The following is an 18,034-nucleotide window of genomic DNA, read 5'->3' on the forward strand; positions in this document are numbered from 1 at the left end:
TAATTTTTTATATTTAATAATTTATTCGTATAAGCATTATGATACCAATAAAAATGCTGCAATCAGCTACATTAAACGTAGCAAAATGCCAATTATTAATATGTACATCAATAAAATCTATGACGAATCCATAAATAATTCGGTCTATTAAGTTTCCTATTGCACCTGCAATGATGAAGGAATATCCAGTTATTTTTTTTTTATCTTGTTTTTTTGATTTTACAATAATTCTTGCTACTACTAGTATAGTAAGAACACTAATAATTGATAAAAACCATATTTGCCATCCTTTTTCATTAGATAATAAGCTAAATGCTGCACCATAGTTATGTACATGAAAAAAATTTAATATTGAAAAAATTTTTTTTGTTTCATATATTTTAATATATTGTGTAATCCAATATTTACTAGATGCATCTATAATAAGAATAAAAATTATTATAGTTATATAAATCCAGTTTTTAAATTTTTTAAGATATTGATTTTTCATTATACAAATATACGTTTTTCACCATGTCCTGTAGTATTTAAAATACAGCGATTGCAGATATTACTATTTTTTATATTACTTTTAGAGAAATTAAAATAATGCCAACATCGTGGACATTTTTTACCTTTAACTTTTTCTAAAGAGATTTTTAAATCTGGAATAATTTTGCTTTTTTTTGTGTTTATAGGAGCTATATCATATAATTTTAGTTCTATATCAGATGTTAAAAAAATAAATTTTATTTCTTTTCCTAAAATTTTTAGTTTATTTAATAATTTAGTTGAGACATATAAAACTATTGAAGCTTCCAGTGAATTATTAATAGTTTTATTTTTTATTGCTTCTTCTAAGAATTTATTTATTTCGTTTTTTATTTTAATTATTTCATTCCAAAATTGATAATTAAATAAGTCATCTTGATCTAAATAAAATAATTTGTCAAACCACTCTTCCATAAATACATATTGACAATTTTTATTTGGTAAATAGCTCCATATTTCATCGGCAGTAAAAGACAATATTGGTGCAATCCATCGTACAAGTGAATTAATTATATAATATATAGCTGTTTGAGAACTACGTCTTTCTTGACTATCAACTTTTAATGTGTATTGTCTGTCTTTTATTATGTCAAGGTAGAAAGAACCCATTTCTATGGAACAAAAATACATCAAACGTTGTACTATCGCATGAAAGTTATAATTTTTATACAAATTAATAATTTCTTCTTGTACTATTTTAGTTTGTCCTATAGCCCATTTATCTAAAAAAATCATCTTATCTTTAGATATTATGTCTTTTTTAGGATCAAAATCATTAATATTTGCTAACATAAAGCGTGCTGTATTTCTAATTCTTCTATATATTTCTGATGAACGCTTTAATATTTCATGAGAAATTGAAATATCGTTAGAGTAATTAGAAGAAGCAATCCATAGTCTTAAAATATCAGCTCCTGACGTATTTACTACATCGTTGGGACTAATAGTATTACCTATAGATTTAGACATTTTTTGTCCTTTTTCATCTACAACAAATCCATGTGTTAATACTTCAGAATATGGTGCCTTATTAGTAATTAATGTTGATATTATTAATGAAGACATAAACCAACCTCTATGTTGATCTGATCCTTCTAAATACATGTCTGCATTTTTTTTAGTATATTTTTTATTATGGTATTCTATTGAAGTATGTGTATTCCCTGATTCAAACCATACATCTAATATGTCTAAAACTTTTTCATATGAATTATGTTCTTTACCTAATATCTCGTCTAAATTCATGTTCCACCATGCTTGTATTCCTTCTAATTCTACTTTTTTTGCTATTTTTTCCATTAAAAGAAAAGTTTCAGGATGAATTGTTCTTTTAGTCTTATGTATAAAAATCGACATTGGAACACCCCATTTTCTTTGTCTTGAAATGCACCAATTAGGTCTTTTTTTAATCATTTCTCTTATTCTTAATTCTCCCCATTCTGGTATCCAATCTACATTTTTTATTTCTTTTAATAATTTATCACGCAATTGCATTTGATCTATGTTTATAAACCACTGCGGAGTGGCTCTATATATAACTGGACTTTTATGTCTCCAACAATGTGGATAATTGTGTTGTAAATATTTATGATGAAATAATGTGTTATTTTTAATTAATAATTCTATAATAATTAGATTTGCTTTAAAAATATTTATACCATCTAATTTAGGATGTATGTCAGAGATGTAATCTCCTTTAAAATCTACTAAATTGCTTGTTTTAATATTGTATTTTTGACTAATTATATAATCGTCTAGCCCATGATCTGGTGCTGTATGAACAGCTCCGGTTCCTGACTCAAGAGTTACGTGTTCTCCTAAAATTACAGGTAAATCAACATTGTTTAAAAATGGATGCAAAAACTTTATTTTCTCTAATAATTTTCCTTTAACAGAATTTATTTCTATCCATGTTTTTATATTTAATGTGTTTAGTACACTTTCAATTAATTCCTTTGCTATAATTAAATAATGTTTTTTAGTTTCTATTAATTGATACTGAAAATTTGGATGTATTGAGATAGCTTTGCTAGATGGAAGTGTCCATGGTGTTGTTGTCCAGATAAGTAGGTGAATTTCTTTGTTATTTGAAATTTGAAAATGAAATAAATTTTCTATAATTGATTTTTCTTTACATTTAAAACCAACTATAATTGAATCTGATTGTTTTTTAGCATATTCAATTTCTGCTTCAGACAATGATGATGAACATTTCAGACACCAATGTATAGGCCTGAAATCTTGGTATAAATATTTTTTTTTGATAATTTTAGACAAAGTTCTGATTATATTTGCTTCATTTTTAAAATTCATTGTAAGATGAGAATTTTCCCAATCACCTATCACTCCTAATCTAATAAAATCTTTTTTTTGTTTTTCAACTTGATTTTGTGCATATTTTCTACATTTTTCTTGAAATTTTGAAGTAGATATTTTTTCCTGATTAAATTTAATTTTTTCTTCAACTTTTTGTTCGATTGGTAATCCATGACAATCCCAAGATGGAATATAAGGCGCATCAAAACCTGACATATTTTTGGATTTGATGATGATGTCTTTTAAAACTTTATTTACTGCATGTCCAATGTGAATATTTCCATTAGCATATGGTGGACCATCATGAAGAAAAAATATTTTTTTTTCTTGCTTTTTTTTTCTAATTAATTCATATAAATTGTTTTTCTGCCAATCTTTTAATGTTTTTAGCTCTTTTTGTGCAAGATTTCCTCGCATAGAAAACTTTGTTTTAGGCAAGTTTAAAGTTTTTTTATAATCATTCATTTTTGTTTTTTCCAATATTTCTAATAAATTTTAAAATATTTTTTAACTCTTAAAATATCTTGAAAAATTTGATCTTTTAGTTCTTTTTTTGAAGGAAAAACTTTTTCATCACGTATTTTTTGATATATAAATACTTCTATATCCTTTCCATATAAATCTATTTCTATATTAAATAAGTACACTTCAAGTAATTTATTTTTTTTTTCATTGAAAAAACTAGGTTTGATCCCAATATTAGATATTCCTACAGCTTTTTTTTTATTTGAAGAGTATCTTACTTTCACTGCATATACTCCATTAGTTAATGGAAAATTTTTATTTAAAAGTATATTAGCTGTAGGATAATTTATTGTTCTTCCTATTGCATGTCCATGAACAACTTTACCAGATATGCTAAATGTACGACCAAGAAATAAAGAAGCTAATTTCGTATTATTTTTAGAAAGCGCTTTTCTAATATTAGTACTACTAATTTTTATATTATTTTTATATAAGGATTCAACTTTTATAACATTAAATTGATATTTATTTCCTAATTTTTTTAATAGATCAACATTTCCATTTTTTTTGAATCCGAATCTAAAATCATCTCCTATTACTACAAATTTTACATGTAGTTTATTTATTAGTATATTTATGATAAAATCTTCTGCACTTAGAGATTCGAAAGACTTATTAAATCTAATACATAAAATATTATTGAAACCATAAGAAGAAATACGTTTTACTTTTTCACGGAATTGTGTAATCCGACCAGGAGCATTGTTTTTTCTTAAAAATTCTAGTGGTTGGGGTTCAAATAAAATAATTATAGTTGATAATTTATATTTTTTACCTATTTTACATGTATTTAAAAATAATTTCTGATGACCTAAGTGTACTCCATCAAAGTTCCCAATAGTGATAACTGAATTAGAATCTGTTTCTTTAATATTATGGATGCCTCGTATGATCTTCATTGTTAAGTCAACCTTATTAAATGAAGTAAATTATGTTGAAAAAATTTTTTTTAAAAAACTGATAGAATTTTTTTATATTTTCTTAAAAAAAATTACTTTTAATTAAATACATCATTAAAATTATATTAATCATAATGTATTTTTAGTATATTAATATTTTTTTTTAAATAAATTTGTGATTTTTTAAAATTATTAGAGGTAAAAATTGGCTAATATAAAATCTGCTAAAAAAGATGCAGTTACATCTGAAAAACGTCGAAAAAAAAATTCTAGTCGACGCTCAATGATTCGTACTTTTATAAAAAAAGTACGAGTAGCTATTATGTCTGGCAATAAAAAAACAGCAGAAGATGCATTTAAACAAATGCAACCCATTATTGATAGTCATGTAAATAAAGGTTTAATACACAAAAATAAAGCTGCACGCTACAAGTCTAATTTTTCATTACAAATTAGTAAAATATGTAAAATATAGTATCATTAATAGTATTGCCTCTAATTTAGAAGCAATACTTTATAAAACTCTACCTTGTCAAGTCATCAAAAAATCTTTTCACTCCATCAAAAAATCTTTTTGAACGAGGACTGTTTTTTTCACCTCGAAAACCATTAAAACTATTTCCTAATTCATGTAAAAGATTTTTTTGTTTGTCATTAAGATTAACAGGTGTTTCTACGACAACACGACATAATAAATCACCTTGATGTCTATTTTGTATAGATTTTACTCCTCTTCCACGAATACGAAAAAGTTTTCCTGATTGTGTTTCATGAGGTATTTTTAGTTTAACTCTACCATCTAGTGTAGGAACCTCTATTTCTCCACCTAATGCAGCCATTGTAAAATTTATTGGTACTTCACAATATAAATTATTTTCTTCTCGTTCAAAAATAGGATGTTTTTTAACTGTAATTTGTACATAAAGATCGCCTGATTGTGCACCATTAGCACCGGCTTCTCCTTCATTATTCAAACGAATTCGATCATTAGTATCAACACCTGGTGGAATTTTTACTGACAATGTTTTATATTTTTCAATTCGTCCTTGTCCACGGCATAAATTACAGGGATCAGTAATTACTGAACCTTTTCCGTGACATGTAGGACATGATTGTTGTACAGTAAAAAATCCTTTTCTAATATGTATTTGACCTTTACCATGGCAGGTAGCACATGCGCGAGGTTTAGTTCCAGTTCTTGCACCAGTTCCATAACATGTGTGACATTTCTGAAGAGTTGGAATTTGAATTTCTTTTTTTGTTCCTTTTACTGCTTCTTCTAATAAAATTTCTATATTGTAGCATAAATCTGATCCTTTTTTGGATCTTTGAGTTCTATTACCTCCAAAAATATCTCCAAATACGTCACCAAAAATGTCTCCAAAATCTGCAGAACTGGTGAAAGTGCTACTGTATGTATTATTAGATTGACCATTTTCAAATGCTGCATGTCCATATTGATCATATGCATTTCGTTTTTCTTCATTGATTAAAATTTCGTAAGCTTCTTTTATTTCTTTAAATTTTCCCTCAGCAGTTTTATCTCCTTGATTTCGATCAGGATGATACTTCATTGCTAATCGTTTGTACGCTTTTTTAATTTCACGTTCTTCAGCTGATTTTGAAATCCCTAAAACTTGATAATAGTCTTTTTTTGCCATTCTTACTTACTCTTCCTGATTTAAAAATAATTACACGGGCGTAGAAGATTATCTGCGCCCGTGCTAGTTTAAAGTCCGTAATAGTTACTTTTTAATCCTGTATTCAAATTAATTATTTTTTAGGATCTTTAATTTCTTCAAATTCTGCATCTACAACATTTTCATCTTTTTTATTAGATGATATATTTTCGTCTTTCTGATTTTTTTCTGATTTTTTTTGATGAATTTCTTTTAGCAAAGAAGATGTTTTTAAAAGATTTTGTATATTTTTTTCAATATCAGATTTATTTTCTCCTTTTAATGCTTTTTCTAATTCATCTAAAGCTAATTGAATATTTTTTTTATTTTCTTCATCAATTAAATCTTTATTTTCGTTTAATTGTTTTTTTATACTGTGAACTAACTGATCACCTTGGTTTCTTGTTTGAATTAATTCTTCAAATTTTTGATCTGCTTCAGAATTAGCTTCTGCATCGTTTACCATTTTTTTAATTTCTTCTTCATTTAGTCCAGAAGATGCTTTTATAGTAATTTTTTGTTCTTTTCCAGTTTTCTTGTCTTTTGCAGATACATGTAATATTCCATCAGAATCAATATCAAATGTTACTTCAATTTGTGCTGTGCCTCTAGGTGCTGGATCAATTCCATCTAAGTTAAATTGTCCTAATGATTTATTATCTGATGATCTTTTACGTTCACCTTGTAAAACATGTATAGTTACTGCTGATTGATTGTCTTCTGCTGTTGAAAATATTTGACTATGTTTAGTAGGAATAGTAGTATTTTTAGTTATAAGTGGAGTCATTATTCCACCCATAGTTTCAATTCCTAGTGATAAAGGAGTTACATCGAGTAGTAAAACATCTTTAACATCACCAGAGAGTACTCCTCCTTGTACTGCCGCACCAACTGCTACAGCTTCGTCTGGATTTACATCTTTTCTAGGTTCTTTTCCAAAAAAGTCTGCGACTTTAGCTTGAACCATAGGCATTCTTGTTTGACCACCTACCAATATTACATCATTTATATCTGATATTGATAATCCAGCGTCTTTTAATGCAACTTTTAGTGGTTCAATAGAGCGTATTATTAAATCTTCTACTAAAGATTCTAATTTTGATCGAGTGACTTTAATATTTAAATGTTTAGGTCCATTGGCATCTGCTGTAATATAAGGAAGATTAACATCTGTTTGTTGTGCAGATGATAATTCTATTTTAGCTTTTTCTGCAGATTCTTTTAAACGTTGCATGGACAATGGATCGTTTCTTAAATCTATTCCTTGTTCTTTCTTAAATTCTGTTACTAAATAATTAATTAATCTACTATCGAAATCTTCTCCTCCAAGATGTGTATCTCCATTAGTAGCAAGAACTTCGAATGTTTTTTCTTTATCTACGTCGTCAATTTCAATAATAGATATATCAAAAGTTCCACCACCTAAATCATAAACAGCTATTGTTCTATTTCCTTTTCCCTTATCTAAACCATATGCAAGTGCTGCTGCTGTTGGTTCGTTAATAATTCTTTTTACTTCTAGTCCTGCAATTCTTCCGGCATCTTTAGTTGCTTGACGTTGAGCATCGTTAAAATATGCAGGAACTGTAATAACGGCTTCTTTTACTGTTTCTCCTAAATAATCTTCTGCAGTTTTTTTCATCTTCTTTAATACTTCTGCAGAAATTTGAGGAGGTGCCATTTTTTGTTTTTTAACGTCAATCCATGCATCACCATTATCAGAATTTACAATTCTGTAAGGCATGATTTTTATATCACGTTGTACTTCATCATCTTGAAATTTTCTACCAATTAAACGTTTTATAGCAAAAAGTGTATTTTTTGGATTAGTTATAGCTTGACGTTTAGCAGGTTGTCCAACTAAAACTTCTCCTTCTTGAGTATACGCAATAATTGAAGGTGTAGTGCGATCACCTTCAGCATTTTCTAAAACACGAGGTTTGTTGCCATCCATAATGGCAACACAAGAGTTGGTTGTTCCCAAGTCAATACCAATAATTTTACCCATGAACGTTTCTCCTATTTAATATCTTGATAAATTGGGTTTGCAACCTTTATGTGGCCATTTTTTTGGCTTTTAATTAGTTACATAGCGTTTTATATTATTACTTTACTTCTACAACATTGAATGATTATTAGATGGGGTCGCTTTTCCGCTCATCAAGGGTTAACAGAAAAAAAATAAAGTTTTAATACACTATAACTGATATTATAAGATTTTTTTATTTGACATATTGATTAACATATTTAATGTTATAGTAAGTTTGCTTTTTTATATAGTTTAGACATCTAAAATGATTAACATATAGTAATTTAAGTATTACAAAAATTTTTAGGGGAAATCTATGTTCATAAATACAGAAACAATTACTGAATGTTTATCTTTTTTTGTTTTTGTAGTGTTTTCTTTTGGATTATGTTGTTTTATGCTTTTGTTAAGTTGGTTATTAGGTGGTAGATCTTTATCTAGATATAAAAATACTCCTTTTGAATCAGGGATTATATCAACAGAAAATGCTCATATTTATTTTTCTGTGAAATTTTATCTAGTTGCTATGTTTTTTGTTATTTTTGATGTTGAAACACTTTATTTGTATGCTTGGTCTATTAGTATAAAAGAATCTGGATGGACTGGATTTAGTGAAGCTTTGATGTTTACAATATCTCTTTTATTAGGATTATTTTATTTAGTTCGTATTAAAGCGTTAAATTGGGTGTCTTCAAAATAAAAATAATATTTAATTATTTTAAACATATAATATATTTTGATTTAATGAGATATAACATGAATTATACTTTAACTAGAGTAGATAGTGATAAAAATAATAAAAACTATCCAAAACAAAAGATTGAGTCTGTTTCAGATCCTATTGAAGAATATTTAAGAAAGAATGTTTTCATGGGTAAAATAACTCAATTATTACATAAGTTAGTTAATTGGGGACGGAAAAATTCTCTATGGCCTTATAATTTTGGTTTGTCTTGTTGTTATGTTGAAATGGTTTCTGCTTTTACTTCTGTTCATGATGTTGCACGTTTTGGATCTGAAGTTTTACGTGCATCTCCTAGACAAGCTGATGTGATGGTTATTGCGGGTACTCCATTTATAAAAATGGCTCCTGTTATTCAAAGATTATATGATCAAATGTTAGAACCGAAATGGGTTATTTCGATGGGAGCATGTGCTAATTCTGGAGGTATGTACGATATTTATTCTGTTGTGCAAGGTGTAGATAAATTTTTACCGGTTGATATTTATATTCCTGGTTGTCCACCTCGTCCTGAAGCATATATGCAAGGTTTAATGTTATTGCAAAAGTTAATTAATGAAGAAAGAAGACCATTATCTTGGGTTATTGGAGAACAAGGTGTATATCATAAAAAAATGCTGTCTGAAAAAGTTAAAAAGAGAAATAAAACAATTAAGATTATTAATCTTCCAACTTCAGAAAAAATTTAACTATTTAATTGAAAAATATACATTTCTTTAATATGACTCATGTGTGTTTTAGATAATAGTATTATTATATTTTTCAACTCAGTACAGTGAGAGATTTATGATAGATTTAATTTCAAAAGAAGATACGTTTTTTCCGAAAAAAAAAACCAGAGAACATTTAACAGATTCAGTAGTTAAAAATTTGTTTGATGTTTTTGGTAGAGAACTGTGTTTTTATCAAACTACTTTGACTGGTTTTCCTGTTATTTGGATCAATAGAATATTATTAATAGAAGTAGGGAGATTTTTATGTAATTTATCTAAACCATATATTATGCTTTATGATTTGCATGGTATAGATGAACGTCTCAGATTAAATCGTGAAAATTTGCCTGAAGCTGATTTTTCAGTTTTTTATCATTTGATATCTATTGAACGTAACTCTGATATTATGATCAAAGTACCACTATTAAAACATGATTTAATTTTGCCAACATTTACTGTTCTATTTCCTAATGCAAATTGGTATGAACGTGAAACTTGGGATATGTTTGGCATTATCTTTGATAAACATCCTAATTTAACTCGTATTATTATGCCTAATACATGGAAAGGGCATCCATTAAGAAAAGATTTTTCAGCAAGAGCAACGGAGTATGAACCATTTTTTTTAAATGAAGAGAAAGAAGATTTGGAAATGGAAGCACTAAGATTTAATCCTGAGTCATGGGGTATGAAACGCAAACATGATAATGTAGAATTTATGTTTTTAAATTTAGGACCGAATCATCCTTCTGCTCATGGTGCTTTTAGAATCATTTTGCAATTAGATGGTGAGAATATTGTAGATTGTGTCCCAGATATTGGATATCATCATCGCGGAGCTGAAAAAATGGCAGAACGTCAGTCGTGGCATAGTTATATTCCATATACTGACCGAATTGAATATCTTGGTGGTTGTGTAAATGAACTTCCTTATGTGTTGGCTGTAGAAAAATTAGCTAATATCTCAGTTCCAGAAAAAGCAGAAGTTATTAGAGTAATGATGTCAGAGTTATTTAGAATAAATAGTCATCTATTATACATCTCAACTTTTATTCAGGATGTAGGATCTATGACTCCAGTTTTTTTTGCTTTTACTGATCGTCAAAAAATATATGATTTAGTTGAAGCAATTACAGGTGCTCGTATGCATCCTGCTTGGTTTCGTATTGGTGGAGTAGCTAATGATTTGCCAGAAGGTTGGCATATTTTATTAAAAGAGTTTCTTGATTGGATGCCCAAACGATTAAAATATTATATAAAAACTGCTTTAAAAAACAGTATTTTAATAAATCGCTCAAAAGGAATTGCTAAATATAATAAAAAAGAAGCATTGCAATGGGGTGTAACTGGTGCAGGTTTACGTGCTACAGGATTAGATTTTGATGTAAGAAAATGGCGACCGTACTCTGGATATCAAAATTATACTTTTGAAGTACCAATAGGTTCAGGAATAAGTGATTGTTATTCTAGAGTAATGATTAAAGTAGAAGAAATTTATCAAAGTCTTATTATTTTAAAACAATGTTTACATAATATGCCAAAAGGTTCTTTTAAATCTCAAGATTCATTAACTACACCGCCTTCTAAAGAATGTGTTTTACAAAATATTGAAACTATGATTACTCATTTTTTACAAGTTTCTTGGGGTCCAGTGATTCCAGCAAATGAAAGTTTTCAAATGATTGAGGCAACAAAAGGAATTAATAGTTACTACTTAATCAGTGATGGTGGTACGATGAGTTATCGCACAAGAATACGCACACCTAGCTTTCCACATTTACAACAAATACCTTCAGTAATTCGTGGAAGTTTAATATCAGATTTAATTGTATACTTAGGTAGCATAGATTTTGTTATGTCTGACGTGGATAGATAATTATGAATAAAAAAAAAGTCAAATTCGAGAAATTTCTATAAAATTTAAGTTAACTAATGAAGAAATAAATGAAATAGAAAATCAAAAGAAATATTATGAAAATTTTCGTGCTATTTCAATAGAAGCATTAAAAATTGTTCAAAAAAAACGAGGCTGGATTTCTGATCAAGCCATTCATGCTATTGCTGAAATACTTAAAATCAAAACAAGTGATGTTGAAGGAGTTGCTACTTTTTATAGTCAAATTTTTCGTAAACCTGTAGGTCGTAATATTATCCGGTATTGCGATAGCGTCGTTTGTTTTCTAACTGGTTATAAAACAATTAAAATGGCTTTAGAAGATTATTTAAAAATTAAAATAGGAGAAACTACTAAAGATAATAGATTTACCTTATTACCAGTTTGTTGTTTAGGAAATTGTGATAAAAGTCCAACAATCATGATCAATGAAGATACATATTCTTTTTTGACTCCAGAATCTATACCACATTTGTTGGAATCATACAAATGAATAAAATTTTACGTATTGCAGAAACACATCCTCTCACTTGGCGGTTAAGAGATGATCAAAAAACCGTGTGGATTGAAGAATATTGTAATTTAAATGGTTATACAGCTTTAAAAAAAGCATTAAAAGACATGCTGCCAGAAGATATTGTAAATACAATAAAAGAATCTGGTTTAAAAGGAAGAGGAGGGGCAGGATTTTCTACTGGTTTAAAATGGAGTTTAATGTCTAAAAACGCATCTTACATGAAAGAATGTTCTTATTTAATATGTAACGCTGATGAAATGGAACCTGGTACATATAAAGATAGATTATTAATTGAAAAACTTCCCCATCAATTAATTGAAGGAATAATATTAGCATCGTATGCATTAAATGTTTCTCGTGCATATATCTTTTTGAGAGGAGAATATATTCAAGCAGAATATGTTTTGAAAAAATCTATACAGGAAGCGATAAATTTTGGTTATATTGGATTAAATATTTTAGGAAGTGGTTTTAATTTTGAACTAGTTTTACATACTGGAGCTGGGCGATATATTTGTGGTGAAGAAACAGCTTTAATCAATTCTTTAGAAGGTCGTAGAGCTAATCCTAGATCTAAGCCACCATTTCCAGCAGTATTTGGTTTATGGGGAAAACCTACTTGTGTAAATAATGTTGAAACATTATCTAATGTTCCATCTATTATACTAAATGGTGTAGATTGGTATAAAAGTTTATCTAGAAGTTCTGATACAGGCACTAAATTAATGGGTTTTTCAGGAAAAGTAAAGAATCCTGGTGTTTGGGAAGTACCCTTTGGTATTACCGCTCGTGAAATTTTAGAAGATTATGCATTTGGAATGAAGTCTGGTTTTTTCTTGAAAGCTTGGCAACCAGGTGGTGCAGGAACAGATTTTTTAACTGAAGAACATTTAGATCTTCCAATGGATTTTAATAACATTAGTCAAGCTGGTAGTCGTTTAGGAACTGCTCTTTGTATGGCTGTTGATAACAAAACTAATATGGTTTCTCTCGTCTATAATATAGAAAAATTTTTTGCTCGAGAATCATGTGGCTTATGCACACCATGTCGAGATGGATTACCATGGATTGTGAAAATATTAAAAAGTTTAGAACAAAAAAAAGGACAAAAGAACGATGTTCAAAATTTAGAACGATTATGTTCTCATTTGAGTCCGGGAAAAACATTTTGCGCTCATGCACCGGGAGCAATAGAACCTTTACAAAGTGCTATCAAATATTTTCGATCTGAATTTGAATCTGGAATTAACATAAAAAAAATTAAATTCTATGAAAAAATTATTGGAATTCAATCTAACGATATTTAGTTAAAATATTGAAATTGTTATAAAAAATATTTATTTTAAATAGATTTCTCTAAAATAGAAGTTTTTGGAATCATTCTCTTATGGCTAAAATTTACATAGATCATAAAATTTATAATGTTAATAAATCAGAAAATTTGTTACAAGCTTGCTTATCTGTAGGTATTAATGTTCCTTATTTTTGTTGGCATCCTTTATTAGGAAGTTTAGGAGCATGTCGTCAATGTGCAGTGACACAATATGATAGTTTAGAAGATCGTAAAGGTCGATTAATTATGTCTTGTATGACTCCCGTAATTGATGGAGCTATAATTTCTGTTAAAAGTACTGAATCAGAGATTTTTCGCAGTACTATCATCGAACTTTTATTAACAAATCATCCTCATGATTGTCCAGTATGTGAAGAAGGTGGTCATTGTCATTTGCAAGATATGACTGTAATGACAAAACATAGTATGCGGAATTATAGATTTAAAAAAAGAACACATAAAAATCAATATTTAGGATCTTTTATTAAACATGAAATGAATCGATGCATTGCATGCTATCGTTGTGTTCGATATTATAATGATTATGCAGATGGTATTGATTTTGGAGTATATGGTTCTAATAATAATATTTATTTTGGTCGTGTAGAAGATGGTAGATTAGAAAGTGAATATTCAGGAAATTTAATAGAACTATGTCCTACTGGAGTGTTTACTGACAAAATTCATTCTAAAAAATATAGTCGTAAATGGGATATGCAATATGCTCCAGGAATATGTCATAATTGCAGTGTTGGATGCAATATTAGTATTGGAGAACGTTATGGTGAAATACGTCGAATAGAAAACAGATATCATGAAAACATAAATCATTATTTACTTTGTGACCTTGGTCGTTTTGGGCATTCACATCTTAATTTAAATAAACGTCCTACAAAACCTACATATATTAATTGTAATAATAATTTAACCGTATTGAATTTTAATGAAGCTATAAAAGTTGGAGTTGCTTTCTTTAAAAAATATAAGCGTGTAATTGGAGTTGGTTCTACTAGATCAAGTATAGAAAATAATTTTGCATTACAAGAACTAGTTGGTAAAGAAAATTTCTCTAATGGAATGTCTGAAAAAGAGCAAGCGTGTATTGGATTGATTTTAGAGTTTTTAAAAAATAATTATATATATATTCCTTCGTTAAAAGAAATTGAAAGTTATGATGTAATTTTAGTGCTTGGAGAGGATTTAACACAAACATCTGCCCGTGTTGCTTTAGCTGTGCGTCAAGCAGTTAAAAATAGAGCGAAAGATATAACACATACATATGGAATACCAAAATGGAATGCTTCTTCTCATATTTACATTTCAGAAAAATTTAAAAACTCTTTATATATAATGCATACACATGAAAGCAAATTAGATGACATTTCTGAATGGTGCTATTTTGCACCTATCGATAAACAGGTAGATTTAGCATCTGCTATTGCTCATGAATTAGATAAAAATCTACCAAAAGTTTTAAATCTAGATCCTAGATTAAAAGAAAAATCATCGTTAATTGCTAATCGATTGATTTCATCTAAAAAAACATTGATTATTTCAGGTTCTCATTCTTTTAGTGATTCTATTATACAAGCATCTATAAATATAGCTAAAGCTATTAAAATTCATACTATTAATCATCATGTTGGTGTTACTTTTTTAACGTCGAGCTCTAACTCTTTGGGTTTAGCATTGCTCGGAGGTATGTCTATAGAATGTGTATTAGATAAAATTAAGCAGGAAAAAGCAGATGCTGTAATTTTTATGGAATACGATTTATATCGGTTTGCCTCTCAATATGATTGTGATGATTTTTTTAAAAATAAAAAAAATGTGATTACTGTAGATCATCAGTATACAGAAACTTATAAAAAATCTGGATTATCTTTACCCTCAACAAATTTTACTGAGAGTTCTGGAACAATAATAAATTTTGAAGGAAGAGCACAGCGTTTTTTCCAAGTTTATGATCCTAACTTTTACAATAAAAATAATTGTCTTTTTGATAGTTGGAAATGGTTGCATACGATCAAATCAAAAATTGATAATACGAAAGTATATTGGTTTAATTTAGATGATGTTATTAACTCTTATTCTAAAAAATATTCAATTTTAGAAAAAATTAAAATAAAAGAGTTGAATGCTAGTTTTAGGGTGCAGGGACAAAAAATTGCTCGATCTCCTATTCGTTCTAGTGGAAGAACATCTTTACGTTCTGATATTGATGTTCATGAACCTTGTCAGACTAAAGATGTTAATAGTATGTTTGCGTTTTCTATGGAAGGTTGCAATCAACCTAACGAGTCTGTATCTCATATTCCTTTTGCCTGGTTTCCTGGATGGAATTCACCTCAGGCATGGAATAAATTTCAGATAGAAGTAGGTAAAAATTTAATATCTGGCGATTCAGGTATACATATTTTTAAAAAAAATAAAAGCAAAGTTGATATGTATTCAAATGTAATTTCAAAAAATTTCATAGCAGAAAGACAGTGGAATATAATTCCTTATTATCATCTTTTTGGAAATGAAGAGATGACTCAATATTCTTCGAATATACAAGAAAACATACCCTTAGAATATGCTTTGATTGGTTTAATAGATGCGATGAAGTTAGGTTTAAAAAAAGATTCTATAATAGAATTTAATTGTTTGAATAAAGATTATTATTTAGCAGTACAATTCTCTAAATATTTAAGTGAAAAACAAATAGGTTTACCAATTGGAAGAAAAGGTTTTCCTATTATGCTTGTTGGCAAAACAATTAAATTTTTACAGGAATTCATTCAATGATTTGGTTAGACATAAACATTATTAAAATAATTTTTTGTTTGTTAAAAGTTATTTTTATTTTATTTGTAACAGTTTTTTCTGCTGCCATGTTAAGTGTAATCGAACGAAGATTACTAGCTTTTTTTCAAAATAGACATGGACCTAATCGAGTTGGTTGGATCGGAAGTTTACAATTATGTGCTGATATGATTAAAATTTTTTTTAAGGAAGATTGGATCCCGCCTTTTAGTAGAAAGTTTATTTTTGTTTTATCACCAATAATAGCTTTTACTTCATTATTATGTGTAATTCCAATTATCCCGTTTACTTCAAATTTTGTTATTATTGATTTAAATATAGGAGTTTTATTTTTTTTAATGATGGCTAGTTTGTCTGTTTATTCCGTATTATTTGCTGGTTGGTCTAGTAATAATAAGTATGCATTGTTAGGGTCTATGCGTGCTTGTGTTCAAACATTAAGTTATGAAGTATTTTTAGGTTTATCATTGATGGGTGTAGTAGCTCAATCAGGATCTTTTAAAATATCTGATATTATAAACAGTCAAAGAGACATGTGGAATATTTTCCCACAGTTTTTTGGTTTTTTAACATTTTTTATAGCAGGTTTGGCGGTGTGTCATAGACATCCATTTGATCAACCTGAATCTGAACAGGAATTAGCTGATGGTTATCACATTGAATATTCGGGGATGAAATTTGGTCTGTTTTTTATTGGTGAATATATTTCTATTATTACGATTTCTTCATTAATAGTAACAATTTTTTTTGGTGGTTGGCTTGGTCCTTGGATTCCTGGATTTATTTGGTTTGCTTTAAAAACTATTTTTTTTATTATTATTTTTATTTTGATCCGGGCATCTTTACCAAGACCACGGTATGATCAAGTTTTACTATTTGGATGGCAATTTTGTTTACCTTTAACATTATGTAATTTGTTTTTAACTGCTTTTTTTATTTTGTTATGAATTTTATAAGAGATTTGTTATTTATGATATTAAAAAATATTATTGTTGGATTTTTTACTCAAATAAGAAGTATTTTAATGGTTGGTATGAATATTTTTTCTAAATCTGAAACTAAATTATATCCAGAAGAAAAAGTATATCTAGCTCCTCGTTATAGAGGTCGGATTATATTAACCCGTAATATAGATGGACAAGAACGCTGTGTTGCTTGCAATTTATGTGCTGCAGTTTGTCCTGTTGATTGTATTTCTTTACAAAAATCTGAAAAAACTAGCGGTCGTTGGTATCCAAAATTTTTTAGAATCAATTTTTCTCGTTGTATATTTTGTGGTTTGTGTGAAGAAGCTTGTCCTACAGCAGCAATACAATTAATTCCTGATTTTGAGCTATCTGATTTTAAAAGAAAAGATTTAATATATGAAAAAAAAGATTTATTAGTTTCAGGTCCTGGTAAATATCCAAATTATGATTTTTATAATTTTTCTGGTGTAGCTATAAAAGGAAAAAAACCAGGTGATTTAAATATCGAATCCAAGCCTGTTGATGTAAAAGATTTATTACCATAAGGAGATTTTTATGGAATTTGTTTTTTATATATGTTCGTTTTCAGCAGTTATTTCTACTTTTTTTGTGATTATACAAAAAAATGCAGTATATTCCTTGTTGTACTTAATCATTTCTCTCTTATCCATATCTGGCATTTTTTTTTCACTCGGAGCTTTTTTTGCTGGTGCTTTAGAAGTTATTGTATATGCTGGAGCCATTATAGTATTGTTTGTTTTCGTTATTATGACTCTTAACATCAGTAATGAACATGATTTACAAGAAAAAAATTACTTAAAACCTATTTTTTGGCTTGGGCCCAGTATTTTATCATTAATATTATTTTTATCTATGACTTATACAATATTTTTTTTAAAAGAAAAAAGAATAGATAGTATTCTAATTGATTCGAAAATGGTAGGGATGAATTTATTTGGTCCGTATATGCTATTAGTTGAATTATCCTCTATTCTTTTATTATCTGCTTTAGTTGTTGTATTTCATATTGGAAAAGAAAAGAAATATGTAAATAAAAATAAAATTCTGTAATCAGTTAAT

15 protein-coding genes are annotated in these 18,034 nt (G+C 28.1%); 10 read left to right on the forward strand and 5 right to left on the reverse strand.

What is annotated here, in order from left to right; translation table 11 throughout:
- Window positions 1-13 precede the first annotated feature (13 nt).
- The 3 genes from lspA to ribF are packed head-to-tail and all read right to left on the reverse strand — an operon-like array spanning window position 14 to window position 4,271.
- Complete coding sequence (gene lspA, locus D9V72_RS00740) at window positions 14-490, reverse strand: signal peptidase II (protein ID WP_158354612.1); 477 nt, start codon at window positions 488-490, stop codon at window positions 14-16.
- Window positions 490-3,312, reverse strand: coding sequence for an isoleucine--tRNA ligase (ileS, locus tag D9V72_RS00745; RefSeq protein ID WP_158354614.1), 2,823 nt, complete (start codon window positions 3,310-3,312; stop codon window positions 490-492). The genes lspA and ileS overlap by 1 nt, the downstream gene beginning before the upstream one ends.
- 20 nt (window positions 3,313-3,332) lie before the next feature.
- Window positions 3,333-4,271, reverse strand: coding sequence for a bifunctional riboflavin kinase/FAD synthetase (gene ribF / locus D9V72_RS00750; RefSeq protein WP_158354616.1), 939 nt, complete (start codon window positions 4,269-4,271; stop codon window positions 3,333-3,335).
- Between the two features lie 205 nt (window positions 4,272-4,476).
- On the opposite strand from ribF, the gene rpsT reads away from it, so the two are divergent.
- Window positions 4,477-4,746, forward strand: a complete 270-nt coding sequence (gene rpsT, locus D9V72_RS00755; protein ID WP_158354618.1) for a 30S ribosomal protein S20 — start codon at window positions 4,477-4,479, stop codon at window positions 4,744-4,746.
- 49 nt (window positions 4,747-4,795) lie between these two features.
- Here the strand turns inward: rpsT and dnaJ are convergent, their stop codons facing one another.
- Window positions 4,796-5,932 (reverse strand): molecular chaperone DnaJ, encoded by a 1,137-nt coding sequence (dnaJ, locus tag D9V72_RS00760; protein WP_158354620.1) that lies wholly within the window; start codon window positions 5,930-5,932, stop codon window positions 4,796-4,798.
- Between the two features lie 112 nt (window positions 5,933-6,044).
- The gene (gene dnaK / locus D9V72_RS00765; RefSeq protein WP_158354622.1) at window positions 6,045-7,958 is read right to left on the reverse strand and encodes a molecular chaperone DnaK; all 1,914 of its coding nucleotides are present in this window, start codon (window positions 7,956-7,958) and stop codon (window positions 6,045-6,047) included.
- Between the two features lie 337 nt (window positions 7,959-8,295).
- On the opposite strand from dnaK, the gene ndhC reads away from it, so the two are divergent.
- The 9 genes from ndhC (at window position 8,296) to nuoJ (ending at window position 18,025) form a co-directional block, all read left to right on the forward strand.
- Complete coding sequence (gene ndhC, locus D9V72_RS00770; protein WP_158354624.1) at window positions 8,296-8,679, forward strand: NADH-quinone oxidoreductase subunit A; 384 nt, start codon at window positions 8,296-8,298, stop codon at window positions 8,677-8,679.
- 56 nt (window positions 8,680-8,735) lie between these two features.
- On the forward strand, window positions 8,736-9,410 hold the full coding sequence (locus D9V72_RS00775) for a NuoB/complex I 20 kDa subunit family protein (protein ID WP_158354626.1): 675 nt from the start codon (window positions 8,736-8,738) through the stop codon (window positions 9,408-9,410).
- A 97-nt stretch (window positions 9,411-9,507) separates the two neighbouring features.
- Window positions 9,508-11,310, forward strand: coding sequence for an NADH-quinone oxidoreductase subunit C/D (gene nuoC / locus D9V72_RS00780; protein WP_158354627.1), 1,803 nt, complete (start codon window positions 9,508-9,510; stop codon window positions 11,308-11,310).
- Window positions 11,311-11,332: 22 nt separating this feature from the next.
- A complete protein-coding gene (gene nuoE / locus D9V72_RS00785) occupies window positions 11,333-11,821 on the forward strand; it encodes an NADH-quinone oxidoreductase subunit NuoE (RefSeq protein WP_158354628.1) in 489 nt (162 codons plus the stop codon).
- Entirely contained in the window at window positions 11,818-13,152 is a 1,335-nt protein-coding gene (gene nuoF, locus D9V72_RS00790; RefSeq protein ID WP_158354629.1) for an NADH-quinone oxidoreductase subunit NuoF, read from the forward strand. Before nuoE ends, nuoF begins: the two co-directional genes overlap by 4 nt.
- 80 nt (window positions 13,153-13,232) lie before the next feature.
- Window positions 13,233-15,968, forward strand: coding sequence for an NADH-quinone oxidoreductase subunit NuoG (nuoG, locus tag D9V72_RS00795; protein ID WP_158354630.1), 2,736 nt, complete (start codon window positions 13,233-13,235; stop codon window positions 15,966-15,968).
- Window positions 15,965-16,933: an NADH-quinone oxidoreductase subunit NuoH gene (gene nuoH, locus D9V72_RS00800; RefSeq protein WP_158354631.1), complete on the forward strand. Its 969-nt coding sequence runs from the start codon at window positions 15,965-15,967 to the stop codon at window positions 16,931-16,933. The genes nuoG and nuoH overlap by 4 nt, the downstream gene beginning before the upstream one ends.
- Before the next feature lie 23 nt (window positions 16,934-16,956).
- Window positions 16,957-17,499: an NADH-quinone oxidoreductase subunit NuoI gene (nuoI, locus tag D9V72_RS00805; RefSeq protein ID WP_158340496.1), complete on the forward strand. Its 543-nt coding sequence runs from the start codon at window positions 16,957-16,959 to the stop codon at window positions 17,497-17,499.
- Between the two features lie 10 nt (window positions 17,500-17,509).
- Window positions 17,510-18,025: an NADH-quinone oxidoreductase subunit J gene (nuoJ, locus tag D9V72_RS00810; RefSeq protein WP_158354632.1), complete on the forward strand. Its 516-nt coding sequence runs from the start codon at window positions 17,510-17,512 to the stop codon at window positions 18,023-18,025.
- Window positions 18,026-18,034: the final 9 nt, after the last annotated feature.

Origin of the sequence: Buchnera aphidicola (Macrosiphum gaurae), from assembly GCF_005080965.1 — a bacterium.
Lineage (GTDB): Bacteria > Pseudomonadota > Gammaproteobacteria > Enterobacterales > Enterobacteriaceae > Buchnera > Buchnera aphidicola_S.